The following is a 22,565-nucleotide window of genomic DNA, read 5'->3' on the forward strand; positions in this document are numbered from 1 at the left end:
AGTGCTATTTTCTCCAGGTGAAAGCTCACTAAAGCCAGAATTCGAGGCGATTCTTAAAGGCTTTATTCCTCGATATTTATCTGTTCTCGAGAGTTATAAAGAAAGTATAGGAGAAATTCGTATCGAAGGTCATACCTCTTCTGAGTGGGGAGCTGAAACTAACCAAGATGATGCGTATTTCTTTAATATGCAGCTCTCGCAAAACCGAACGCGCTCGGTACTCAATTACTCATATTTCTTACCGAGTCTATCACAAGAGCAACAATCTTGGATTAAGTCTTCTTTCGCAGCGGTGGGGTTAGCATCATCAAAACTCCGACTTAATGGAGATGGGACGGAAGATAAAGAACGGTCACGTCGTGTTTCTTTCAGGGTTATCACTAATGCAGACATCCAAATTCGTAGAATTGTTGAAGGTCTGTAGATGAAACTAGATGTAGATTTTTCCCTTTTAGAGCAAGCCGTTGTCACAATGGGGGCGGAAACAGTTGAAATACAACTTGATGACGAAATTATCCCTATAGAACCAATTGATAAGCAGTTAGACGAAGGTATTGAAGTTAATTTTGAAGATATTGACTTTGTTACAGGTTTGGCAAGTTATCAGGGACGACAAGTTTTACTTTATATAAAAGATCATAGTTATGGGAACAAATTCCACAGCGCTCTTCAAGAAGGCGCTAAAGGTAATAAGTTTCATATTGCAGATTGCAAAACCTTGGAAAAGATGCGTAGGAACGGACGATTTGATCGCTACGTTGTAACCAACAAGGTTGACGGTATTTTCAAGATTTCAGGTCATGATAAGCGTACTAATGAGCAGATAGAGGGAGAGGCTAATCTTAATGTTTGCCAAGATTGTTTAGAAAACATTAATTATAAGAAGTTTGCCTCTTTATCGAAGGGAAGTGCTAGAAGAGAGTTTGTTGACCAGTTTAGCCTCGCAGATTTCTTTGATACCTACAGCTCGTTCTTCAAATTTATGCCATCAGGCTTAGCAGAAAAACTTACCAGCGGTTACACCAAAGATTGGGATCAAATCTCTAGAAATATACGTGAAAAGTACAACTATCAATGCCAGCAATGTGGACTGGATCTTAACTTTAATAAGAGCCTTTTACATGTCCATCACGTTAATGGAGTTAAGTCAGATAACCGCGAAGATAACTTAAGATCTTTGTGTTGTGATTGTCATCGTAAGCAGCCAAATCATAATCATATGTTCGTTAGCCATGAGCAAACACAACAAATCAATCACTTAAGGCAAGAACAAGGTATAACCACCAAAGAGAGCTGGAAAAGTGTATATGAACTAGCAGATCCTGGTATGCACGGTGTGATTGACCTGCTAGAGCGTTATCAAGTTCATTTTCCAGAAGTAGGTGAAGAGCTTCAAGACGAACGAGGAAGAGTTGTTGCTAAACTGGAATTGGCTTGGCCGCTAAGAAAAGTTGGGGTTGCTGTAGATAAAGCTGATGCTGTTGCTGCAGCAAAGTTAGGGTGGAAAGTCTACAGTATGAGGCATGCTCTAATTCAGATTGATGAGTTAGTGCCCAGGTTACGGTAAATTCTCTTTGATGTCGCTCTCTGCACTTTTATGCTGCAGAATCTATGTTAAAAGTTAATGCTTTAATTTCATTTCATGGTTTTTAGTATGTTTTTTGAGTTTGCTTCTTAGCTTACTTTTTGGGGATGAAAAGTAGTTAAAACCCGACTGAAAAATGCTCTATATTGGTGCGTTTTGGCATCAAAAAGTTAACGGTTTAATTGCATTTTATGCCTTTTAGTATGTTTTTTGATCAAAATGGGCTTTTGGAGCAAAAGTTAACAGATCAATTCCAATTTTGTCCAAAATTGCGGACACAACCATGCGGCCTACAGCGTCAAATAGTTAACAGTACAATTCCAACGATCCATGAGTGGATCCTTGGAATTAAAGTGTTAACTTTCTAATTGTACTGTTAACTTTCTCCGGTTCTGTTGGAATTAAACTGTTAACTTTTTAGCCCGAATTTTCTTCAAAACGCCCCAATGCTAGATGCACTGGGGCTTTCAGCGTTTTTCTCGCAAAATGCCGCCAAAAATGGAATTGGAGTGTTAACTTTTGGTTTTGCACAGAACTGGTGCAAAAGAGACAGAAGTGGTGCAAAAGAGGTTGAAGAAGGTTTTGACGATTTGGGTAAAAAGCTGTCTAGTTAAAGCGGGTCGATTCAGTTGGCAAGGGGCAGTTAAAGAAAGGCGATTCAGCTCTGTATACGAACCTAATCGCCCTTAGTTTAGATGATGGTTTTTTATACAGATAAAGAGTTGATCTATCTAAGATCTAGCATATCTATTTACGAGTGTTGCCAGCCCTTTCTCATTCAATATCCCTGACACTCGATCAATGACTTCGTTGTCTTTATAAACAACGATGGTTGGTATTGAGCGAATGTGATGCATGTTCGCGAGCTCTGGCTGAGAGACGACGTCCACTTCGCTAAATAGAGCTTTGTTTTTTAGCTCCTTTGCGGCGTTTTTGTACATTGGGCCCATGATTACACATGGCTGGCACCAGGATGCCCAGAAGCGCAATAGTTTGATTCCTGGCTCATCGATTACAATGGTATTGAAATTTTCTAGGGTTATTGGGTTAACAGACATAATGACCTCGAAATGCGATGTAGTGAGAGCTCTTATAAAGAGCTCGCGACAGTGTGTTTAGGTTGGCGGTCTTTCTTATCGAGATATCCGCTGAGTACGACAAGTAATATGCTGAATGCTACGACGATAGCTGCGGCGCCACCTGTAGCAAGCAAGCCATAGTTTGCGACGACTATCCCTCCTAACCATGCGCCTAAGGCTATACCCGCGTTAAAAGCCGAGATATTCATGCCTGATGCTGCATCAATAGAGCGCGGTGCATGTTTTTCAGCTTGTTGAACAACGTAAAGTTGCAGAACAGGAATACTCCCGAACGCCATCGCACCCCATACCATGATCAGTGGCACCATTAAAAATGGGTTGCTTGCCACTGGCTCAATCAGTGCCAACACAACAGTCAGGATGGCGAACATAACCACCATCGCTTTGATTGGGCCTTTGGTTCCTGCGTACTTGGCACAATAGATGTTGCCCAATGTCACTGCTACCCCATATAGAATGAGCACAGCACTGACGGTCGAGACCGAAAAGCCAGTAACTTTTTGAAGAATTTCAGAAAGGTAAGTGAACGCGATAAACGCCCCGCCGTAACTCAACAAAGTAATAACAAACACCAACATCATGCGCGGTACTAGGATCACGCTTAGTTGTTGATGCAGTTTTGCAGGAGCAGGTCGTTCGATTTTTTTAGGCAGAAACATCCATTGGGCAATGGCTGACATCAAACCTAGAATGCTGATAAATAGAAACGTCGCTCTCCAACCAAATAAGTCAGAGATGAAGGTTCCCATGGGCACGCCAGATACCAATGCCACGGTCAGCCCCATGAATACTAGGGCAATTGCTTGCCCAGATTTTTCTTTACTCACTAGGTTGGCAGCGAGCACGGTTGCCATGGAGTAAAAAACACCCTGAACCATCCCGGCTAGAACCCTACCGACTAATAGCATTGAATAACTGCTGGCTAGCCAAGCAATTAAATTGGCAGCCACAAATGCGATCATCAAAATGAGTGAAAGATTGCGGCGCTCGAATTTTCCAGTAGCAGCCGTTAATAGAGGGGCGGCTAGAGCAACGCCTAGTGCGTATAGGGAGACGAGTTGTCCTGCTGTAGGGATGTCTACTCCCATGTCGCTAGCGATAGCAGGCAAGATACCGACTACGACAAATTCGGCCATACCTATGGCAAAAGACGCCGCAGCAAGTGCGTAGAGGGCAATTGGCATAATAAAATTCTCTTTTATGGATTGATTGATCCATAAGTTAAAGGCTCTTTGTATGCTTGTCAATTTATTATGGAATGACTAATCTATAAATTATGATTTAGGAGGGGGATTTATGGCGAGAACAGGTCGTCCAAGAGAGTTTGACCGAGATAAAGCAATCGATGCAGCAATGAATGCATTTTGGGAGAGAGGGTTCGAAAGCACGTCATTGTCTGAACTTAGAGACTTGCTCAATTTGTCATCAGCAAGCTTCTATGCAGCATTTGGCTCAAAAAAGTCACTGTATGAGGAATGTTTAAAACGGTACTCAGAAACATGTGGTGAAGTGACGTCGTACTTGGTGGATTTATCGAAGTCCCCAAGAGAGGCCATGAGTGACATGCTCAAGCATACGATTCAGATACAAACTTCGAGTACTTCGCCCCTTGGGTGTATGGCAGTACTGTCAGGTATTCACTGTAGCGAAGACAATAAAGAAGTTGAGGAGCTAGCTTTTACAGTCAGAAAGCAAACCAGAGATGCTATTTTGGGTTGCGTTAAGCGCGGTGTAGAGCAGGGTGAGTTGCCTGTAGCAACTGATATTGAAACCTACACTTTGATGCTCGATAGTTTTGTGAAGGGGATTGCCATTCAAGCCAAAGACGGAGCCAGTTCAGATGCGCTTTTAAAGGCAGCGGATTGCCTGTTGCTGAGCTGGAAACAGGCATAGACTTTAGTTTTTGCTACCCTCATTTTCTAGAGGGTAGCAACGTTCAATTTAAGAAATCTTTGCAATCGCGCTGATTTGTACGCCAGCTTTTCTAGCCATATTTCCAACTGTACAGATCTCATCTGCTTTAGAAACTATCCCTTTAGCTTTCTCAATTAACTGATCGGTTACCCCTTCAGAGAGCTTCACTTCAGCTGTGTGTGTGATCGAAAAATTATCGTCGTCCACTTCTGCATGAGTAATGACTCGTAGAGCGTCAATGGCTAATTTTTTACCTTCAATCATCGCCGTAAGTGTAGATATGAAGCAAGCAGCAGTGGATGCGACATACAGCTCCTTAGGATTAGAGTGTGAGCCTTGGCCACCATAGATGGCTGGAATGGTGATGGTCGCTTGTAAATTATCGCTTTGAATTTCTCCCTTACCACTTTTACCACCGGTCCAAGTTGACTCTAGTTGTACGCTCATATTATTTCTCCAATATTTGTCGATATTTTGTATGACAGCCACGATTAGGTGCCAATGAATCTCTTTTTCAATCAAGAGTAGAACTTATAGATTAATTGATCCATAATTAACGCGCAAATATTTAAAGATCATTCATTGGTCTTTTCTCAGGGGCTGAAGAAGTAAGGAGCGTTATGGAACAGGTTGTATTTTTTTGTCTTTTTGTTGGGGTTGGCTCAACTCTAGTCTTAGATCTATGGGTACTTCTGGTCAAAAAAGTGTTAGGGATTCCACCCACAAACTGGGGCGTAGTGGGCCGTTGGCTGAAGGGGATAGCAGCTGGAAGATTTGTCGCAGATACCACTGATGATTCTAAAATTACATTAACCGAGAAGAGTCTTGGTTGGAGCTTTCATTACATTATTGGTGTTGTCTATGCTGCACTTATTTTGATTATTTATGGTGTTGAATTCATTAGTAACCCTGCATTGGCTCCTGTGATTTTTGTTGGCGTGGTGTTGAGTACTATTGCAGGTTTGGGGATTTTAATGCCTGGACTAGGAGCAGGGTTCTTTGGTCGGTTACTGCCCAATAAGACAGCTACATATGTATATTTAGTCGTTGCTCATGCAATCTTTGCTGGCGGGCAGTTCGCGTTTAGCATTTTGTATTGCTAGGAATTATTGAATCAGAAAAGTTAACATTTTAATTCCATTTGGGACAAAGTGACTCTTGTGGTCATTTAAGCTGAAATCGGTTGTCTTGTGTGCTTCTGAGCTTACTTTTAGGCGATTAAAAGGGGCTAAAGTACCATTGAAAATTGCTCTGTATGGACTTCCCAGACTTTACTAGACACCCATTGACATTAAAATCTAGTTAAAAAAGGTGCCTAGCTATGATAGGGCGATTCATAGGGGCAAACCCCATCTGTCCCTATTGATTTTTCTCATCTTTGTGCCTGTGTCGCTCTCTAACTTCCTCTTAATATTTAAACCAAATATGAATGGTTTTGATGTTGTCAGTTAAGCGGGGAGAACGGATGGAGATTAACTTAGTCATTGTATGGGCGTTAGCCATTATTTTTGGCTTATCTATGTATGTTGTGTCAGATGGCTTTGATTTGGGCGTTGGCATGCTCTTTTTGGCGGTAAGAAACACGCAGGATCGAGAAACCATGGTGCGCTCGACTTCATGCGTTTGGGATGGCAGTGAAGCTTGGCTTTTATTAGTAGCTGTTTGTTTGGTTATCGCTTTCCCTCCCACGTTATCAATACTGATTGCTGCGTTTAGCGTCCCTTTGATTGGCGTTTTCTGTGGGCTTGTTGTGCGTGGTATAGCGTTTAAACTAAGGGCTAACAATTCAAGATTTTGGGATGTGGTTATTTGTATTAGCTCCGCTTTGGTAGCCTTTCTGCAAGGCACTATTTTAGGGGCGCTTGTAGACGGTGTTAGTGTGCAAGGTGGCCAGTTTACCGGTGGTTTTTGGAGCTGGTTTACTTGGTTTAGTATTTTGACTGGCGTGACATTGATGCTTACCTATGCCTTGCTTGGTGCGACTTGGTTATTGGTTACGACAAAAGGCGCTTTGTATAGCACTATGCGCCGATATGCCCATCATCTGTTGGTCTGGTTTGGTTATGCAATGACCACTTTGACTTTGATTACGCCGTTTTTAAATGAGGAACAAAGAGAGCGTTGGCTTGGATTGCCAAACTTTTTCTACATGGGATTTGTGCCAACACTAGGGATTATGGCATTTGTGTGGGTGTACTTTGTTATACGCTTTTCTGAATGGCAGAGATGGCCGTTTGCGATCACTTTAATTATGTTAGGGACAGCTTTTTTCACGTACATCACCAGCCTTTGGCCAACGTTAGTTTTGCCTGATGTGAGTATTTATGAAATGGCGACAGGCGCAAACTTAGAGCACACCCTATGGATGGTACTGGTTTTGGTTATTGCGATTGCTTCGTACAGTATTTGGGCTTTTAAAACCTCGTTGGAAAGGGCAAAAAGCTCTACACAACTTGGTTAAGTAAGGTGTTAAAAAGTACATGGAGTGCCGCTCGGCGGTGCTCCGTTAACGGGTGAGAAAAGCTCAGACGCATATGATTTTTGTATAACCCATTAGCGGAAAACAGCGGCCCAGGCGTTAGCACAATGCCTTTTGTGAGTAATTGTCGATAACTTCTCTGTGTGTCGATGTGCTGAGGAAGCTCGATCCAACAGCTTAATCCACCATTAGGGTAGCTAAATCGACAGTTTTTTCCCCAATGCTTTTCTATTTCCCGTAGTAGCTCGTCCCGTTGTGTTTTTAATCGTTGCCGCTGTTGATTTGTGTGGCGTTTGAAATTTCCACTGAGGATAAATTCGCTTAAGCCTCCTTGAGCTGCTTGTGGGCTTGCGAGTTGCGTAATCAATTTGAGCTGTACTATTTTGTCTTGTAAGCGGTCTGTGCTTACCCATCCGATTCGTAATTCTCGAGAAAGGCATTTGGAGAACGAGCCGCAGAGAATTACTCGACCACAGTTGTCGAAAGCTTTAATCGGTAAACAGGGTTCATTATCAAAGTTCAGTTCCCCATAGATATCGTCTTCGATGATAAAAAAATCCTTATCCTGCGCTAACGATATCAGTCTTTGCATAGCGCTTGGTGGCATTTTTGAGCCTGTGGGGGTGCTGAAATTTGGCGTTACGATGCAGGCTTTGATTGGCCAGTTTTTGGTTTTATTCTCTAATTCATCGAGATCCAAGCCGGTTGAAGGATCGGATGAGATTTCAATAACTTCCAACCCTAGGTGCTCAATTTGCTGTAATACACCGTAAAATGCGGGAGATTCGACTGCTACGGTGTCACCTGTTTTACAGGTTGCCATAATTGATAGAAATAGGGCGTGCTGGCAACCTGCCGTAATACAAAGGGATTCGGGGAGAATTTCTGTATCCCGCTGTCGATAAAGCTCAGCGATGGCTTCTCTTAAAGGCAGCTGACCTTTGGGTTCATCGTAGTAGTTTGATTTTTGCTCTGGGCGGGCTCGTGCGGCCCGATTAATCATTCTGTTGAGTGTTTTCTGGTGACTGGTTACATGCGGTGCCCCTTCTTTAGGCAGTATGTCGAACGCTGCACTTCGAGACATGATGTCTCGAAACAGCTCTGGGACATTCACTTGTGTTGGTGTGCTCGGTGTGGTGACTTTTGTTGGCAGATTACGCTGTACTAATGTTTGGGAAACAAAGTAGCCTGATTTGGGGACAGCATAAATCAGACCTTCGGCTTCGAGCCGTTGTAAGGCGTGTAGGACAGTTGCCTTGGACAGTTCATTGTGTTGGCACAAGGCACGAACAGAGGGGATTTTTTCTCCCTCTTTGAAACGTTGAGATTTAATTTTGTGCCTAAGTTGTTCTTCAAGTGCTAGGTACCGAAATTTCTTCATAATGAATATGGCAGGAATTCTGTTCCTGTTTTTCAAAGTCTTTTTGTGGTTTTGTCTAAACTGTATCGACTATTAGATCAGATGTCTTTAGAAAAAGGAGCGTATGGTGTCCTGTTCACCTGAAATGAAGGCACGACTGCAACGCAGTCCTATTGCAAAATTAGGGCAAATTATTTTAGAAGGAATTCATCTTGGCAAGCCTGTGAGCCTGACCTCCCTTGAAGAGTTAAGTCGTAATACAGATCTACAGGCTGTAGAGGTGTTATCTAATTCTGATAGGTATCAAAGTATTACTATCCATAATTCATACTATGGAGAGGTTCAATGCACTTGGCTTAATCGTGAAAAGGCGGCAGAAGAAGGTGTGCTGGTGTATTTCCATGGTGGAGGTTTTGTTGCAGGAGTTATGGGATCTCAATGGCGTTGGATTTCAGAATTGGTTTTATCGACAAATAAAGCTGCCGCTGTGCTGCACTATACAAAATTTCCAACAACTTGCTCTTATGACATGATGACGAAGCAATGCTTAAGTGTTTTAACGACTATGTATCAATCAGGCGATCTGTATGGAAATTGGTCTATTGCAGGCGATAGTTCGGGAGGAAGTTTGGTTCTCTCACTCTTGGGCAAGCTTTCAAAAAATACGGGCTTGGTTTTTGCCCCTCGTGGAGTACTACTTATGTCTCCGTGGACAAATAGACAAGATTGGCCAAACTATGAGGACGCATCTAATTTTAAAGATCTAGTTCTAGATGTGCGTTGGTTGAATTGGATGAGTAGCCAGCTTGATCACACCGCGCCAGTTATGAGTTGGTCAAATTTAAAGATGCTCGGTGTGGAATTCTTTATCTTATCTGGCTCAAGAGAAGTTTTTTTGCCTGCAACCCGGGCCTTAAAAAGGGAAATAGATGGGGCAGGAGTAACATGTTTATACCACGAAGAGAGGGAAGCCGTTCATGCTTACCCACTATTTGTTGGCGATAAGCAAGCAAACAAAGCCATTGCTCAACAAGCAAGATGGCTTCGTTCGTTACCGAATTAGTAGCGAGTTTGATTTAGGTGTGGAGGTTCAAATAAGGTTTCCTTGAGTCGCTGCATTTGCTCTGTAACATCGCTGCGATTAAAGGGGCCGCCAAAGCATACTCTCATTGCATGAGGTGGGTGATTATCTGTAGCAAAAGCGACGCTTGCTACAGAACTTATTCCTTTTGAGCGAAGTTCTATTGCAAGTTCTGTTGGGTGCCAGCTGACAGTCTTCGGAAATTTGAGCCAGAAATGAAAGGCGTTTTCTTCCATATTGAGCGCGATACCATGAAGCTGATCATAAATGATTTGCTGCCGAGCATTGGCTTCTCTTCGTATTGATTGGATCATACGATCTACAGTGCCTTCTCTAAGCCAATTGGACACAATCATCTCCATAATCGGTACTGACATGACATTAAGAGAGCGTAGTGCGCCATTTGTATGCTCTGCGGCTCGTCTGGTAGGACATGCCACAAAGCCAAAGCGAACTCCCGGGCCAAAGCATTTAGACAAGCTGGATACGTAGTAAGTGAGCTCAGGAGCCAATTGCGCAAAGGACGGAGCAGGATTTTCCGCCAGTGGTTCGTAAACATCGTCTTCGATAATGTTGATGCTGTAGCGCAGTGCTACATCAACTAATGCCTCTCGACGGCTTCGTGAGATAGACGTACAGGTAGGGTTGTGCATGGTTGGGTTTAGGTACAAAGCCGCAACTTGATGTGTTTTGCAAGCGTCCTCAAATGAGGATACCAGTGGGCCGTCATGATCTCTTTCAAGTGCGTGTAGTCGTTTGCCCAATTGTGCTGCTATAGATTTGATGCCTGGATAAGTCAGTGAATCTACACAGATAACTTGCTGTTCGTCACATAGCTGCGTAACAAGTGCACTTAATATTTGATGGACACCTTGAGAGATAACAAGTTGAGAAAGGGAGATGTGATCAGCTTTACGCAGTAAGTGCTGCTTAACCAATTCTTTAGTTAATGTGCTTCCTCCATGTTCCTGATAGCGCAACATTTTGTATAGGCTACCTTGACTGATGGTGCTAATGGCAACGTCTTTTATCTCATCTACTAGTGTCGGTATGGCCGGCTCTATGACCATGTTCATGGTTAGTTCGTAGGGAGCTAAACTGGGTTTTATTGCTGGAACTTTGCCTTTGGCAAAGGTGCCTGCACCAGTTATAGATTCAATTAAACCGCGTTTTCGAGCCTCTGCGTAGGCTCTTGATGCTGTGGAATAATTGATCCCAACTATCTCAGCTAGATCTCTCATGGGAGGGATTTTGTCTTGTGGCTGTAGCTTCCCCGTCTCTATATCTTGCTCAATCAAGTCTGCTAAGAGTTTATAAGTGGGGTATTTACCTTTCTCTTCTACGGCTTTTTTCCAGCGCTCTATCTGTGCTTTGTACATTGGGACAAGCTTCCAAAATGCACTCAAAGAGTGACTATTATTTCATATATGCAATCAAATGGTGCATTCATAAATTATCAATAAATGCCATTTTTAACGAAATTTTCATTATTTTAAAAAAAAATTCACCTCTTAGAAAGAGTGGAAAAAGCATTTATCGCAAATTGATTGCTTTTGTAAATGCAATCATTGGCATTAGGTGTGCAATATATTTTGTGAAATTGAGCAGTATCGATTTCTAACCAAAATTAATTAAGGAGAACACTCAATGCCTACAGTCGAATTCCCTCTAAATAAAGACGGTGATTTTTTTGTTGATTACGAAGAAAAAGTATTTGAAGACGTCAAAGCTGAAGCAGGTGAGAAAGCTCTAGTGACATTTCACACTGTAGCGTTCGAAGGCTCTATTGGCTTTGTAAATATGCTTCAAGCGACCCGCTTGTTGCGCAAAGGTTATGAGACTTCGATTCTACTATACGGCCCAGGCGTCAATCTTGGGGTTCAGCGTGGCTTTCCAACTCTTGGTGATGAAGCATTTCCAGGGCACATGAACTTCAACAATCAATTGAAGAAGTTCATGGCAGAAGGAGGCAAAGTGTACGCGTGTCGTTTTGCTCTACAAGCTTTATACGGCCACGGAGAGCGCTCTTTGATTGAAGGCATCCGTCCTATCAATCCTTTGGATGTTCTTGATCTTAAGCTAATTCACAAACGTGATGATGCGTTGATCATCGATACCTGGACTGTATAAGCAGGAGGCAGCAGCGATGCAATCAAAACAGACCGTTCGCGCTGCTGCCGTTCAAATCTCTCCTGATTTAGAGAGTTTGAGCGGTACGCTTGAAAAAGTCTTAGCAGTCATTGATGAAGCCGCGAAAGATGGGGTTGAGCTGATCGTTTTTCCTGAAACCTTTATGCCTTACTACCCGTACTTTTCGTTTATTTTGCCACCGGTTAAGCAAGGTAAACCTCATTTAAAACTTTATGAACAAGCAGTCGAAGTTCCTAGTGCCACCACTGACGCGCTAAGCCGAAAAGCGAAGCAACACAGCATGGTTATTGTGATGGGGGTAAACGAACGAGATCACGGCAGCTTGTATAACACTCAGCTTATTTTTGACGCCACCGGTGAATTGGTTCTGAAACGCAGAAAAATCACACCGACTTATCATGAGCGCATGATCTGGGGGCAAGGTGATGCAGCTGGATTAAAAGTTGTAGAAACCAATGTTGGTCGAGTCGGGGCGCTTGCGTGTTGGGAGCATTATAACCCTCTTGCCAGATATTCTCTTATGACCCAACACGAGCAAATCCACTGTGCACAGTTCCCTGGGTCTCTGGTTGGGCCAATCTTTGGTGAGCAGATGGACGTGACCATTCGCCATCATGCCTTGGAGTCGGGTTGCTTTGTGATCAATGCAACAGGTTGGTTAACAGACATTCAAATCCAAAGTTTAACGGACGACCCTGAAATGCAAAAAGCTCTTCGAGATGGTTGCAACACAGCCATTATTACGCCTGAAGGTAAGCATCTTGTGCCGCCTATGACCGAAGGGGAAGGCTACATCGTCGCAGATTTAGACATGGGGTTAATCGACAAGCGCAAGCGCATGATGGATTCCGTTGGGCATTACGCTCGCCCTGAACTTTTAAGTTTACGGATTCAAAATGCCCCAAGCCAGTACACAACACCAATGTTTCAAACACCCATTGTTGAATCTTCTATAGAGGTCACCGGGGAGTCAAACCATGAAATCATCACAAACAGTGAAATCTAGCCTGATTACAGACCTTCAGACAAAAGGGCTGAGGTTGGTGAATCGTGATCAAACTCATGTAAGTAGAAGAGGCGGAGCTGGGCCATCAGATCATCAAGCGCTCACTATTGACGGGACGACAGTGATGGTTCCGGTGTACACCCAATCGGCATGGGAGTCTCCGTATGTTTTGGATAATGGGAAAATTACTCAATTAGAGACTAACGGTGACGCGATTCCTCTGACGGATGTGACGTATACCAAGACGCCCAATTTTTATGGCTTGCAAACGGAAGACGGTATTCCTTATGAGCAAATTGCTACGCTCCACAGTTCTGATGTCTTGGCAACGACAGTCTTACAGACCTGTATTCGTTACGAGAGTCGCCGTAAGGCTTGTAAATTTTGCTCCATAGGTCAGTCGCTAAGTGCTGGCCGAACGATCGCCCACAAAACACCAGAGCAACTCGCTGAAGTCGCTAAAGCAGCTGTAGAGATGGATGGCATCAAGCATATCGTTATGACGACTGGTACACCCGCGACACCTGACCGTGGTGCTCGTGTGATGTGTGATAGCGCAAAGGCCATTAGAGCGGTCGTTGATGTCCCTATCCAAGGCCAATGTGAGCCGCCGAAAGATCATGCTTGGTTTCAAAAAATGAAAGATGCGGGCATTGATGCCTTAGGAATGCATTTAGAGGTAGTCACGCCTGCCGTCAGAGAGCAGGTTACACCAGGAAAAGCAGATGTTTCATTAGACGAGTACTTTGCCGCTTTTGAAGCTGCGGTAGCGGTGTTCGGTCGAGGGCAGGTGAGTACTTATATTCTGGCGGGACTGGGTGACACTGCAGAGGCCATAGTCGAAACATCTAAAAAGTTAGTGCAAATAGGCGTTTACCCTTTTGTGGTGCCTTTTGTTCCGATTCGCGGCACGCCCTTAGAGGATCATCCTGCGCCTTCTAAAGCCTTTATGGAAAGTGTTTTAAAACCTTTAGCTGAAGAGTTAGTCACGGCCGGTATTACCTCCGATAAATCTGAAGCGGGCTGCGTCAAATGTGGTGCTTGCAGCTCACTCTCTCGCTACGAAAAGGAGGCTGCCAATGTGGAACACCTTTAATCACGACCATTTCCAGATCAAGTGGGCGCAAAATGATTGGGAAATCGAACAGGCTCGCCGTATTCGTCGAGATGTATTCTGCCAAGAGCAAGGCCTGTTTGAAGACCATGATACAGATGAAATTGATGTCTCAGCACAGGTTTTAGTAGCTATTCAGCAGGTTGCAGGCATGCCTGAAAAAGTGGTGGGCACTGTGCGTATTCATGAGTCATCACCACGAGTTTGGTGGGGATCTCGTTTGGCTGTTGAACATGCTTATCGTCGTCAAGGCGTTCTTGGTGCTGGCTTAATTCGGCTGGCAGTAAGCAGTGCTAACACCTTGGGGTGTGATGAATTTCACGCCACGGTGCAAGCACAAAATGAAACGCTGTTTAAGCGATTGCATTGGACGACGACAGGCCGCCTTGAAATTCAGGGAACAGAGCATGTGAAAATGCGTGCAGAGTTACCTTTCTACCCAGCTTTGTTCACCCCTTCTCAAGGCTTTTGGGTAGAAGGGCGACGCCATAAATCTCCCTTTGATCTAACTGTCATCGAGGGAGTAGAAGACGTATCCCTTCATAGATCAGACCTAGAAGAGGGCAAATCATGGCGTTAAAAACATTGTTAGAAGATGTGAAATCTTATTCAGGATTTCAGTCAAAAAAGCGCTTACAGAGAGTGTTGCTTAATATGCAAGCCTGCTCTGATAGCAGTATTCAAAATGGCGATGATACCGCCGTCATTCCAAACGGTGACGGGTTTAATCTGTTTGCAATGGAAGGTTTTATCCCTGAGTTCGTTGCTAATGATCCTTGGTTTGCTGGCTGGTGTGGTGTCATGGTGAATTGCAGTGATATCGCTGCGATGGGAGGCGTTCCTGTCGCAGTGACCAACAGCATTTGGTGTCAAGACGACGATGCTTTGATGCAAATGGCACGTGGAATGAACGCTGCATCTCAGGCCTTTGGGGTTCCAATTGTCGGCGGCCATACCTGTCAAGATTCGCCACTCAATCAGTTGTCGGTTTCGATCATCGGTCATGCCACGCATGTTTTATCGAGCTTTGATGCAAAACCGAATCATGTGTTGCTCTGCGCAATAGATTTAAGAGGCGAATACCGAGAGCCTTTTTTAAATTGGAATGCCGCAACGTCCGCGCCCTCAGGTCAGCTGCAGCAAGATATTGCTTTGCTTCCTAAAGTCGCGTCTATGCCGGGTGTGAGCGGAGCTAAGGACATTTCTCAGGCCGGACTTCTTGGTACTGCTGCAATGTTTATGGACTGTTCACGTTGTGGTGTTGAGATAGATCTGGATCGAATCCCTAAGCCGGCGCATGTCTCTTGGCTAGATTGGTTACGTAGTTTTCCGAGTTTTGGCTATCTCATTACGTGTGAGGCGGATGTCGCGCCTCAAGTACTGGCGATATTCCAACAGCGCAACATTCATGCGGCTTGTATTGGTCAGTTAAATAACTCTGCTCGCATTACTGTAACGCATCAACAGGAGAACGATGTGTTTTGGGACTTTCACAAAAAGCCATTCATGATGCCAAGCACTCACACTACTTCTTCGTCTGAGGAGCCAGATTATGCCCGTAACTACCTTTAACGTTCGTTGGCCCGATGGCAAACAAGAGTCTTGTTATTCGCCTTCTAGCGTGATCAAAAATTATTTCCAAATTGAGCACGAATACACGGTGCCAGAATTTTTGTCTGTGTGCGATCAGGCGTTGAATGAGGCCAGTGAGCGTGTTCGCCAAAAATATGGCTATGCATGCTCAAGTGCAATGGATCAGCTCAGTACCATTCAAATGCAGTGCAAACGATATGACGATCCTAACAGCGTGATTGTCGTTTATTCCATCAAATAACAATGTGAACCCTCTTAGGAGAAAAATTATGTCAGTTGAAATGTTTAAAAAGCACTATCCAGTGGTGATTGTTGGCGGAGGGCAAGCCGGGCTGTCTGTTAGTTACCGTTTAAAGAAAAAAGGCATCGAGCATTTGGTGCTTGAGAAACGCCAGATTTTAAACAGCTGGAAAACGCAGCGTTGGGACTCTTTCACACTGGTGACGCCAAATTGGCAATGTACATTGCCTGATCACCCTTATGACGGCAATGATCCAAAAGGATTCATGAATCGCAATGAAACTATTGATTACTTAGAGCGATTTGCTGCAAAAGTGGATGCTCCGGTGTTAGAAAATGTGGCGGTAGAGCGTATTTGGAAGCGTGAAGCAGGGGGCTATCACGTGCTAACGAGCAAAGGCGAATTGAGCTGTGACCAAGTCGTGGTTGCGAGTGGCGGATATCATCAACCCATTATTCCTCGTATGGCGGAACGCCTTCCAGAGTCGATTCTGCAAATACACTCTAACCAATATAAAAATGCAGCTCAGCTCCCTGAAGGGGCAGTATTGGTGGTCGGCTCAGGACAGTCTGGCGCTCAAATCGCTGAAGATCTTCATCTAGAAGGCAAGAAAGTCTTTTTGGCCGTTGGTAATGCGCCACGTGTTGCGCGTAAGTACCGTGGTAAAGATGTCGTTGAATGGTTAGACGACATGGACTATTACAAAATGACTGTCGACAAGCATCCTCTCAGAGAAGGAGTACGAGATAACACCAACCATTACGTTACTGGGCGTGATGGCGGTCGCGACATTGATTTGCGCAAATTCGCCACCGAAGGCATGGAGTTGTTTGGTGTGCTTGAAAATTACGATGGCGCTTGTCTTACATTTCGTCCAGATCTGAAGGAAAACCTCGCGTTTGCTGACTCTGTGTACAACAACATCAATACTCGGATTGACAAATACATTGTCGAGCAAGGGATCGATGCGCCTGAAGAGTCACATTATAAACCTGTCTGGGAGCCAGAAGAAGAGCGAGATACTTTAGACCTAGCAGGGTCAGGTATCACGTCTATCGTCTGGTGTATCGGCTTCCGTCCGGATTTTACTTGGTTGGATGCTCCAGTCTTCAATGGACGAGGTACACCAGTTCACTATCGTGGCGTAACACAAGCACCAGGTATCTACTTTATTGGCCTTCCGTGGTTGAACACTTGGGGATCAGGTCGCTTCTCAGGCATTGCTGAAGACTCAGCCTATCTCGCGGATACCATTCAACAAAATGTCGTTTCGACGACTACGACTGAAGTAGCGTAACAGGCGTCGCACGTCTTGTTTCACTCAAATCCATTGCGTTCGAGAGGTTTTTTTATGAATGAAGTGAATATAAAACAGGTGTCTCACTACTTAATTGGAATGCCTCAATTGTCAGCAGTGGGCTTGAGTGAGCAATGGTTACTAAAGGAATGCGGACATGAACATTGGCTGGCGTTGGCGAGCGCTCTGGGGTGTGTAAAGCCTGAATTTAAAGACGAACATGGACGTAAAGTGTATGCCGCATTTGTTTGTTTGAACATTGAAAATGGCAAACTTAATCAAGTAAATGAAAATGATGAAATCGACATCATCACTTCGCTCATTCGTATCTCCTCAACGCGCAGCATGTCTCGCCATTTGGTGATGAAAGGTAACCTAGTGATTGCTCGTGTCGAGATGATTTCTACATTTGTTTATCGAGAGATGGCCGGCAACAATCAGAGTGTTGTACGAGCAGATATGAAAGGTTTGGCAGTATCAAAGGATCTACAGGCTCAGGTTCTTTTATCGGAACACAAAACTCAAAGATCGCTCAGTCACTCCAGTCTTGGAGAGTATCGCTATTTACCTTGCCCCTACACGGACTTTAATGGCGCTGACTTTCTGTACTTTGCAGCGTTTCAAAGCATTGCTGATCGGGCAGAGCGTTACTTTACTCCCGCAACCAAATTGTTGAGCACGATTAAGCGTTCTATTTATTACTACGGTAACGTCAATATCGACGATGTCGTGTGTGTGCAGTGTGTAGCGCGAGAGATCAGCGACAGTTTTATGACGACTCATTTACGCATGTTTCGAAGCTCAGACGGACAAGTAATAGGGGATATACACACGGAAAAAGAGTTCGTAGTACATGATGGTATTTTGTGGCGTCAACAAGCTTTGTCGGAGGCAGTCTAGTGTCTTCTGTACGCGCAAAAGGAATCTACAAAAGCCTGCCAAATTTGGCTAAATCGTGGCAAAGCAGTGAAGCTGGCCAAGCCCCATTTGTTCGTGGTCCCTATCGAACCATGTACCAACAAAAACCTTGGACAATGAGGCAATATGCCGGATTCAGCTCAGCGGATGCCACCAATGAATTTTTTAAGAAGCAATTAGAAAACGGACAAACAGGCCTATCAGTCGCATTTGATCTACCTACACACCTTGGATTGGATTCTACCGATGAAAGGGCACAATACGACGTCGGGAAAACTGGGGTGGCCATTGACTCAGTTGAGGATATGAAGCGCTTATTTGATGGAATTGATCTGTCTTCAGTCAGTGTTTCGATGACGATGAATGGCGCTATCATGCCGATTTTAGCGTGTTACATCGTTGCAGCGGAGGAAGCTGGTTATGCGTCTAGCTCATTACGTGGCACGATCCAAAATGATATTTTGAAAGAATTTGCCGTTCGAAATACGTTTATTCATGCACCTAAACCTTCGCTTGAGATGAGCATAGATGTAGTTGAGTTCAGCCAAAAGAAATTACCAAACTTTAATACCATGTCGATTTCAGGCTATCACTTTCAAGAGGGGGGCGCGACACCTGAACTTGAACTAGCACTGACGTTGGCTCATGCCAAAGTTTATCTATTAGCGTGTCAAAAACGAGGCTTAGACCTAAACACTATTGCACGTCGCTTAAGCTTCTTTTTTGCATCGGGCATGGCGTTTTTCAAAGAAATAGCAAAATTACGTGCTGCCCGAAAATTGTGGCACGATCTTCTTGTCGAGCTAGGTGTGACTGATGAGCAAGCCCTACGCATGAAGATGCATTGCCAAACCTCGGGCGTATCCTTGAATGCCGAATCACCTTACGACAATTTGACTCGCACAACGGTTGAAGCCATGGCTGCGGTGATGGGGGGGACGCAGTCACTTCATACAAATAGCTTCGACGAGGCGATTGCATTGCCTTCTGATTTTGCCGCCAGCCTTGCCTTAGGGACGCAACAAATCTTACAACAGGAAACAGGATTGATTGACGTTGTTGACCCATGGGGTGGTTCCTACATGATGGAAACTTTAACGTCAGAAATGATCGACTATGTGAACAGCACGTTAATATCTTTAGAGTCAGGAGAGGGTGTGTTAGCAAAAGTTGAGCAAGGAGACATTGCCTTCTTTATTCATCAGCAGGCTATGCAGCAAGCTCAACTATCCAAACCATTTGTGACCAGCATTTCAGATCAACAAGACAAACCTCAGGTTTCTCCGCGAGTGATTCATTCCGAAAAAGCACTGGAATCTCAACGCTTATCAATCAATAAATTGAAGCTTGTTAGAAACAATCGTTTGGTCAATCAATCTTTAGAAAAACTAAAGGAAAAAGCCCTAAGTGGCCAAAATCTTATGCCCTATGTGGTCGCGGCGATAAAGCATCGTGCGACAGTTGGGGAGGTCACCGAAGCTTTATGTCAAATCCATCCTCGATTTTTTCCGCAGCAAAAAATTTCTAATGAGTTGTTGGACTCAGAGGACCTTAAAACTGTGAGATCACGATACCAACAGTTCATGAATAAAAATGGTAGAGCACTAAAAGTATTGTTTACCAAAGTCGGCTTAGACGGCCATGATCGCGGTGCAAAGCAAGTGGTTGCCACCTTAAAAGCGGTGGGTTTGGATGTGACCTATTTACCCGTGTTAACACCGTTTTCAGAGGTTCAATCGATGATTCAGAATCATCATTTTGATGTGGTTGGGATTTCAAGTTTGGCGGGAGCACACCTTGATTTTTCTAAGGCCGTCTTTTCTTGCATTGATCCTGTTAAAACGGCATTAATTGTTGGCGGTGTAATACCAGACCATGATTTTGAGTCACTAGAAAAAATAGGAATCGAAGGCATTTTTACTCGGCATAGTGAGATCGGTTTGGTGGTTAATAGAATCATTGAATTAGTAGAAGCTAAGTAATCTCAACCAGCATATATGCTAAAAAAACACCATTAACAAAGGAGAATGCATATGTGGGTAGCCAATATTGCTCAAAAAGTCATCTCGGAATTATCAGTCCCTGCTTTTATTAACTGTTTAGGAGGTGGTGGTAAAAAGAAAGGGTTGTTATTTATTAATCGTGCGATGGTTGAAAAGTTAGGCTATAAGCATGCAAAAGAATTAAAAGGTCGACCTCTTTACGATATTTTATCCGAGAATCAACCTGGAAATCGATCTCGTGATGAAATGATGCTCGAAGGAAAAAAGCTATTAGGCCAATATAAATATTGGCGAGGAGGTTTAACGTATCAATGCGCTAATGGCTCTACGTTCACGACGTCTGCAATTGTTACCTTAGCTAATGTTGGTAAAACGCTGTACACCATAAGCGTGTTGGAAAACAAAGAGCTAATGGAAGCCTTTACTCAATCATTTGAGTCTGAAGTGGGAAAGGCTTTAGTTGTGATGAAAGATATTTCCAACGGGCTAGAGACTAGTACTTTTGGTTTAGTTGATAAGTCTGCTACGGCAACGCAGGTATCGACTGAAAGTATGTCGCTTGCTGAACAATCTGCAGAGTCTGCAAACAAATTATCTAACTCAATTAACAATATGGTGAATATTTCAACGCGAGTTCAAGAGCGAGTAACACACGCTAAATCTATTGCACAAACTGCTTCCGCTGAAACTCGTAAATCAGATGAGATAATGAAGCAAATGGTTCTAGCCGCTGAAAATATTGGCGAAGTCGTTGAATTAATTAAATCTATTGCGGATCAAACCAATTTATTAGCTCTAAATGCAGCTATTGAAGCAGCAAGAGCAGGCGAAGCGGGTCGGGGCTTTGCGGTGGTGGCTACGGAAGTAAAAAATCTAGCTGGCCAAACTGCTAAAGCGACAGAAGGTATTGTGACACAAATTGATCTAGTTCGATCGTCAATGCATAACACTGTTCAAACATTGAAAATGACAAATGATGTGGTGAATGAAGTGGATGCTATTGCAAAAGATGTGGCTACTGAAACAGAGCTGCAGGCCGAAATTAGTCAAAATATGAATCATCAGCTTTCTCAGCTCTTAATGGATGCGGCTAATGCTAAGAAGATCTCACGGACAATGAGTGAAGCAAATATGCAAGCAAATAAAGAAACAGCCCAAGTTCAGCGGTTAGTAAATCAATTAAAAGATAATACTTTCTTCATTGATGGCAATGTTAGATCTTTTTTGGATCAATTACAGCAGAAGTTTTAAGGAACATGCGATTAAGTTGGCAACATGAGACAATCTGGCCGACTTAATCTCATGTAATCGCATGTTCCCTAAAGGAAAATACCGTTCACATTGACGGCAATATCCGATCCTTCCTAAACCACCTACAGCAAAAGTTTTAAAAAGCATGCGATGTAGTAGGTAAACTTTGTCACTTTGCAGACTACATCGCGTGGTTTTGACTCCTTATCATGCCAATAGAAAAGCATTTTCTTATTGGCAAAACTCTTTTCAATGAAAAAATTTCACATCATCAAAAGTAAAAATTGTATGAGATCTGTGAAATGCTCTTTTTATTTGATTTCGATATAAAAAATAATTTTTATATGCGAAATAAATATATTTAAATTCAGTTACCTCATTCCTTAAAACATAAAAATTGTATTTATAAAATCGCACTAATTTTGAACCATATTATCCAAATCTTGATCGTTTTTACTTAGATATTCCTACCAAATTAGAGGTTTTGCATTGTATTAGTGCTCAGATGAATGATACTGCCTCATAAGAGTACATAAATTTTTTCTTTTAAATCAATTTCTTATGTTTATAGATAATCTTTTGACATACCCTGTCCATACGTACGAATATAGATTGCATACAGATTGTCGACAGTCGTCAATCTTCGTTTTTTCATCATTATTTCAGGTGCTGTCATGAGTGAAGTTGTTTTAGAGACTAAAAAACTCAATAAAATTTTTGGGACGAACCATGTTCTGGTTGATATAGATCTGACAGTAAATAAAGGAGATCGTATTGCAATTATTGGTGGAAGTGGCTCGGGTAAAAGTACAATGCTACGTTGCCTTAATTTTATGGAAACGCCGACCAGTGGTGAAATTTTATTGAAAGGAAACACCATCGGTACGTTGGCATCCAAAAACACATCGGGTCCTCAAGTATATAAACAAAGCGAAAAAGAATTGTGCTCTGTTCGAAAAGATGTCGGCATGGTTTTTCAACAGTTCAATCTTTTTCCTCACATGACCGTGCTTCAGAACGTGGCTGAGGGACTTGTACAAGTAAAAGGGTTTTCCAAGAAGGCCGCTAATGAACGAGCGACTAAAGAACTTGAGCGAGTCGGCCTGGGGCAGAAATTGGGTGCCTTTCCTTCACATCTTTCAGGTGGTCAACAACAACGTGTTGCTATTGCACGTTCTTTGGCGATGGACCCTGAAATTCTTTTATTTGATGAGCCCACTTCTTCACTGGACCCTGAACTAGTAGGTGAAGTGTTAAACGTTATTCGTGACTTGGCAGACGAAGGTCGCACTATGCTGCTAGTGACGCATGAATTAGGTTTTGCTTACCACTTTGCCAATCGCGTTCTCTTTTTTGCCGACGGCAAATTTCACGAAGTAGGCACCCCTGATGAGGTGCTTAAAAACCCACAGAAGAAACGCACGCAAGAATTTATCGAACAATTCTCGGCTTTCAGTTTTTAATTTGATTGG

23 protein-coding genes are annotated in these 22,565 nt (G+C 43.4%); 18 read left to right on the top strand and 5 right to left on the bottom strand.

The window, feature by feature from the left end:
* The first annotated feature begins 1 nt into the window (after position 1).
* The 3 genes from ACZ5DR_RS12955 (at position 2) to ACZ5DR_RS12965 (ending at position 2,199) form a co-directional block, all read left to right on the top strand.
* Positions 2-424, top strand: coding sequence for an OmpA family protein (locus ACZ5DR_RS12955; protein WP_377366854.1), 423 nt, complete (start codon positions 2-4; stop codon positions 422-424).
* Positions 425-1,567 carry an HNH endonuclease gene (locus ACZ5DR_RS12960; RefSeq protein WP_377366856.1) on the top strand — a complete coding sequence of 381 codons (1,143 nt, stop codon included), beginning with the start codon at positions 425-427 and terminating at the stop codon, positions 1,565-1,567.
* A 464-nt stretch (positions 1,568-2,031) separates the two neighbouring features.
* Positions 2,032-2,199, top strand: a complete 168-nt coding sequence (locus ACZ5DR_RS12965; RefSeq protein WP_377366858.1) for a hypothetical protein — start codon at positions 2,032-2,034, stop codon at positions 2,197-2,199.
* 117 nt (positions 2,200-2,316) lie between these two features.
* On the opposite strand, the gene ACZ5DR_RS12970 is transcribed toward ACZ5DR_RS12965, so the two are convergent.
* Positions 2,317-2,643: a thioredoxin family protein gene (locus tag ACZ5DR_RS12970; protein WP_377366860.1), complete on the bottom strand. Its 327-nt coding sequence runs from the start codon at positions 2,641-2,643 to the stop codon at positions 2,317-2,319.
* Between the two features lie 32 nt (positions 2,644-2,675).
* Complete coding sequence (locus ACZ5DR_RS12975) at positions 2,676-3,869, bottom strand: MFS transporter (RefSeq protein WP_377366862.1); 1,194 nt, start codon at positions 3,867-3,869, stop codon at positions 2,676-2,678.
* Between the two features lie 112 nt (positions 3,870-3,981).
* Here ACZ5DR_RS12975 and ACZ5DR_RS12980 point away from each other — a divergent pair, with 112 nt between their 5' ends.
* Positions 3,982-4,578 carry a TetR/AcrR family transcriptional regulator gene (locus tag ACZ5DR_RS12980; protein WP_377366864.1) on the top strand — a complete coding sequence of 199 codons (597 nt, stop codon included), beginning with the start codon at positions 3,982-3,984 and terminating at the stop codon, positions 4,576-4,578.
* Positions 4,579-4,626: 48 nt separating this feature from the next.
* Here the strand turns inward: ACZ5DR_RS12980 and ACZ5DR_RS12985 are convergent, their stop codons facing one another.
* Positions 4,627-5,046, bottom strand: a complete 420-nt coding sequence (locus ACZ5DR_RS12985; RefSeq protein ID WP_377366866.1) for an OsmC family protein — start codon at positions 5,044-5,046, stop codon at positions 4,627-4,629.
* A gap of 173 nt (positions 5,047-5,219) precedes the next feature.
* Here ACZ5DR_RS12985 and ACZ5DR_RS12990 point away from each other — a divergent pair, with 173 nt between their 5' ends.
* Positions 5,220-5,702, top strand: a complete 483-nt coding sequence (locus ACZ5DR_RS12990) for a DUF2938 family protein (RefSeq protein WP_377366868.1) — start codon at positions 5,220-5,222, stop codon at positions 5,700-5,702.
* A gap of 362 nt (positions 5,703-6,064) precedes the next feature.
* Positions 6,065-7,060, top strand: coding sequence for a cytochrome d ubiquinol oxidase subunit II (locus tag ACZ5DR_RS12995; protein WP_377366870.1), 996 nt, complete (start codon positions 6,065-6,067; stop codon positions 7,058-7,060).
* On the opposite strand, the gene ACZ5DR_RS13000 is transcribed toward ACZ5DR_RS12995, so the two are convergent.
* Positions 7,044-8,459, bottom strand: a complete 1,416-nt coding sequence (locus tag ACZ5DR_RS13000) for an aminotransferase-like domain-containing protein (protein ID WP_377366872.1) — start codon at positions 8,457-8,459, stop codon at positions 7,044-7,046. The genes ACZ5DR_RS12995 and ACZ5DR_RS13000 overlap by 17 nt on opposite strands.
* 124 nt (positions 8,460-8,583) lie before the next feature.
* Here ACZ5DR_RS13000 and ACZ5DR_RS13005 point away from each other — a divergent pair, with 124 nt between their 5' ends.
* The gene (locus ACZ5DR_RS13005) at positions 8,584-9,501 is read left to right on the top strand and encodes an alpha/beta hydrolase (protein ID WP_377366874.1); all 918 of its coding nucleotides are present in this window, start codon (positions 8,584-8,586) and stop codon (positions 9,499-9,501) included.
* Here ACZ5DR_RS13005 and ACZ5DR_RS13010 read toward each other — a convergent pair.
* Entirely contained in the window at positions 9,498-10,898 is a 1,401-nt protein-coding gene (locus tag ACZ5DR_RS13010; protein WP_377366876.1) for an aminotransferase-like domain-containing protein, read from the bottom strand. The two genes, ACZ5DR_RS13005 and ACZ5DR_RS13010, sit on opposite strands and share 4 nt — an antisense overlap.
* A gap of 268 nt (positions 10,899-11,166) precedes the next feature.
* On the opposite strand from ACZ5DR_RS13010, the gene ACZ5DR_RS13015 reads away from it, so the two are divergent.
* The 11 genes from ACZ5DR_RS13015 to ACZ5DR_RS13065 all read left to right on the top strand — a co-directional run bounded on the left by ACZ5DR_RS13015 (position 11,167) and on the right by ACZ5DR_RS13065 (position 22,556).
* Positions 11,167-11,649, top strand: coding sequence for an MSMEG_0572/Sll0783 family nitrogen starvation response protein (locus ACZ5DR_RS13015; protein ID WP_377366878.1), 483 nt, complete (start codon positions 11,167-11,169; stop codon positions 11,647-11,649).
* A 16-nt stretch (positions 11,650-11,665) separates the two neighbouring features.
* Positions 11,666-12,676: a Nit6803 family nitrilase gene (locus tag ACZ5DR_RS13020; protein ID WP_377366880.1), complete on the top strand. Its 1,011-nt coding sequence runs from the start codon at positions 11,666-11,668 to the stop codon at positions 12,674-12,676.
* Entirely contained in the window at positions 12,648-13,772 is a 1,125-nt protein-coding gene (locus tag ACZ5DR_RS13025) for an MSMEG_0568 family radical SAM protein (protein WP_377366882.1), read from the top strand. The genes ACZ5DR_RS13020 and ACZ5DR_RS13025 overlap by 29 nt, the downstream gene beginning before the upstream one ends.
* A complete protein-coding gene (locus ACZ5DR_RS13030; RefSeq protein WP_377366884.1) occupies positions 13,756-14,370 on the top strand; it encodes an MSMEG_0567/Sll0786 family nitrogen starvation N-acetyltransferase in 615 nt (204 codons plus the stop codon). The genes ACZ5DR_RS13025 and ACZ5DR_RS13030 overlap by 17 nt, the downstream gene beginning before the upstream one ends.
* Positions 14,361-15,362, top strand: coding sequence for a sll0787 family AIR synthase-like protein (locus tag ACZ5DR_RS13035; RefSeq protein ID WP_377366886.1), 1,002 nt, complete (start codon positions 14,361-14,363; stop codon positions 15,360-15,362). Before ACZ5DR_RS13030 ends, ACZ5DR_RS13035 begins: the two co-directional genes overlap by 10 nt.
* On the top strand, positions 15,343-15,624 hold the full coding sequence (locus ACZ5DR_RS13040; protein ID WP_377366888.1) for an MSMEG_0570 family nitrogen starvation response protein: 282 nt from the start codon (positions 15,343-15,345) through the stop codon (positions 15,622-15,624). Before ACZ5DR_RS13035 ends, ACZ5DR_RS13040 begins: the two co-directional genes overlap by 20 nt.
* Positions 15,625-15,652: 28 nt before the next feature.
* Positions 15,653-16,921 carry an MSMEG_0569 family flavin-dependent oxidoreductase gene (locus ACZ5DR_RS13045; RefSeq protein WP_377366889.1) on the top strand — a complete coding sequence of 423 codons (1,269 nt, stop codon included), beginning with the start codon at positions 15,653-15,655 and terminating at the stop codon, positions 16,919-16,921.
* 54 nt (positions 16,922-16,975) lie between these two features.
* A complete protein-coding gene (locus tag ACZ5DR_RS13050; RefSeq protein WP_377366891.1) occupies positions 16,976-17,821 on the top strand; it encodes a Pnap_2097 family protein in 846 nt (281 codons plus the stop codon).
* Positions 17,821-19,821, top strand: coding sequence for a methylmalonyl-CoA mutase family protein (locus ACZ5DR_RS13055; RefSeq protein WP_377366893.1), 2,001 nt, complete (start codon positions 17,821-17,823; stop codon positions 19,819-19,821). Before ACZ5DR_RS13050 ends, ACZ5DR_RS13055 begins: the two co-directional genes overlap by 1 nt.
* 51 nt (positions 19,822-19,872) lie before the next feature.
* Positions 19,873-21,093, top strand: a complete 1,221-nt coding sequence (locus ACZ5DR_RS13060) for a methyl-accepting chemotaxis protein (protein ID WP_377366895.1) — start codon at positions 19,873-19,875, stop codon at positions 21,091-21,093.
* 674 nt (positions 21,094-21,767) lie between these two features.
* A complete protein-coding gene (locus tag ACZ5DR_RS13065; protein WP_377366897.1) occupies positions 21,768-22,556 on the top strand; it encodes an amino acid ABC transporter ATP-binding protein in 789 nt (262 codons plus the stop codon).
* Positions 22,557-22,565: the final 9 nt, after the last annotated feature.

The organism is Marinomonas vaga, from assembly GCF_055388305.1.

Excerpts from the sequence above, each read along its gene's own strand:
- ACZ5DR_RS13045 (WP_377366889.1), top strand. The coding sequence starts at position 15,653 with ATGTCAGTTGAAATGTTTAAAAAGCACTATCCAGTGGTGATTGTTGGC.
- ACZ5DR_RS13000 (WP_377366872.1), bottom strand. The coding sequence starts at position 8,459 with ATGAAGAAATTTCGGTACCTAGCACTTGAAGAACAACTTAGGCACAAA.
- ACZ5DR_RS13025 (WP_377366882.1), top strand. The coding sequence starts at position 12,648 with ATGAAATCATCACAAACAGTGAAATCTAGCCTGATTACAGACCTTCAG.
- ACZ5DR_RS12985 (WP_377366866.1), bottom strand. The coding sequence starts at position 5,046 with ATGAGCGTACAACTAGAGTCAACTTGGACCGGTGGTAAAAGTGGTAAG.
- ACZ5DR_RS13015 (WP_377366878.1), top strand. The coding sequence starts at position 11,167 with ATGCCTACAGTCGAATTCCCTCTAAATAAAGACGGTGATTTTTTTGTT.
- ACZ5DR_RS13060 (WP_377366895.1), top strand. The coding sequence starts at position 19,873 with ATGTGGGTAGCCAATATTGCTCAAAAAGTCATCTCGGAATTATCAGTC.
- ACZ5DR_RS12980 (WP_377366864.1), top strand. The coding sequence starts at position 3,982 with ATGGCGAGAACAGGTCGTCCAAGAGAGTTTGACCGAGATAAAGCAATC.
- ACZ5DR_RS13065 (WP_377366897.1), top strand. The coding sequence starts at position 21,768 with ATGAGTGAAGTTGTTTTAGAGACTAAAAAACTCAATAAAATTTTTGGG.
- ACZ5DR_RS12970 (WP_377366860.1), bottom strand. The coding sequence starts at position 2,643 with ATGTCTGTTAACCCAATAACCCTAGAAAATTTCAATACCATTGTAATC.
- ACZ5DR_RS13030 (WP_377366884.1), top strand. The coding sequence starts at position 13,756 with ATGTGGAACACCTTTAATCACGACCATTTCCAGATCAAGTGGGCGCAA.
- ACZ5DR_RS12995 (WP_377366870.1), top strand. The coding sequence starts at position 6,065 with ATGGAGATTAACTTAGTCATTGTATGGGCGTTAGCCATTATTTTTGGC.
- ACZ5DR_RS13050 (WP_377366891.1), top strand. The coding sequence starts at position 16,976 with ATGAATGAAGTGAATATAAAACAGGTGTCTCACTACTTAATTGGAATG.
- ACZ5DR_RS12965 (WP_377366858.1), top strand. The coding sequence starts at position 2,032 with ATGCTAGATGCACTGGGGCTTTCAGCGTTTTTCTCGCAAAATGCCGCC.
- ACZ5DR_RS12975 (WP_377366862.1), bottom strand. The coding sequence starts at position 3,869 with ATGCCAATTGCCCTCTACGCACTTGCTGCGGCGTCTTTTGCCATAGGT.
- ACZ5DR_RS13020 (WP_377366880.1), top strand. The coding sequence starts at position 11,666 with ATGCAATCAAAACAGACCGTTCGCGCTGCTGCCGTTCAAATCTCTCCT.
- ACZ5DR_RS13035 (WP_377366886.1), top strand. The coding sequence starts at position 14,361 with ATGGCGTTAAAAACATTGTTAGAAGATGTGAAATCTTATTCAGGATTT.
- ACZ5DR_RS13040 (WP_377366888.1), top strand. The coding sequence starts at position 15,343 with ATGCCCGTAACTACCTTTAACGTTCGTTGGCCCGATGGCAAACAAGAG.
- ACZ5DR_RS12990 (WP_377366868.1), top strand. The coding sequence starts at position 5,220 with ATGGAACAGGTTGTATTTTTTTGTCTTTTTGTTGGGGTTGGCTCAACT.
- ACZ5DR_RS13010 (WP_377366876.1), bottom strand. The coding sequence starts at position 10,898 with ATGTACAAAGCACAGATAGAGCGCTGGAAAAAAGCCGTAGAAGAGAAA.
- ACZ5DR_RS12960 (WP_377366856.1), top strand. The coding sequence starts at position 425 with ATGAAACTAGATGTAGATTTTTCCCTTTTAGAGCAAGCCGTTGTCACA.
- ACZ5DR_RS13005 (WP_377366874.1), top strand. The coding sequence starts at position 8,584 with ATGAAGGCACGACTGCAACGCAGTCCTATTGCAAAATTAGGGCAAATT.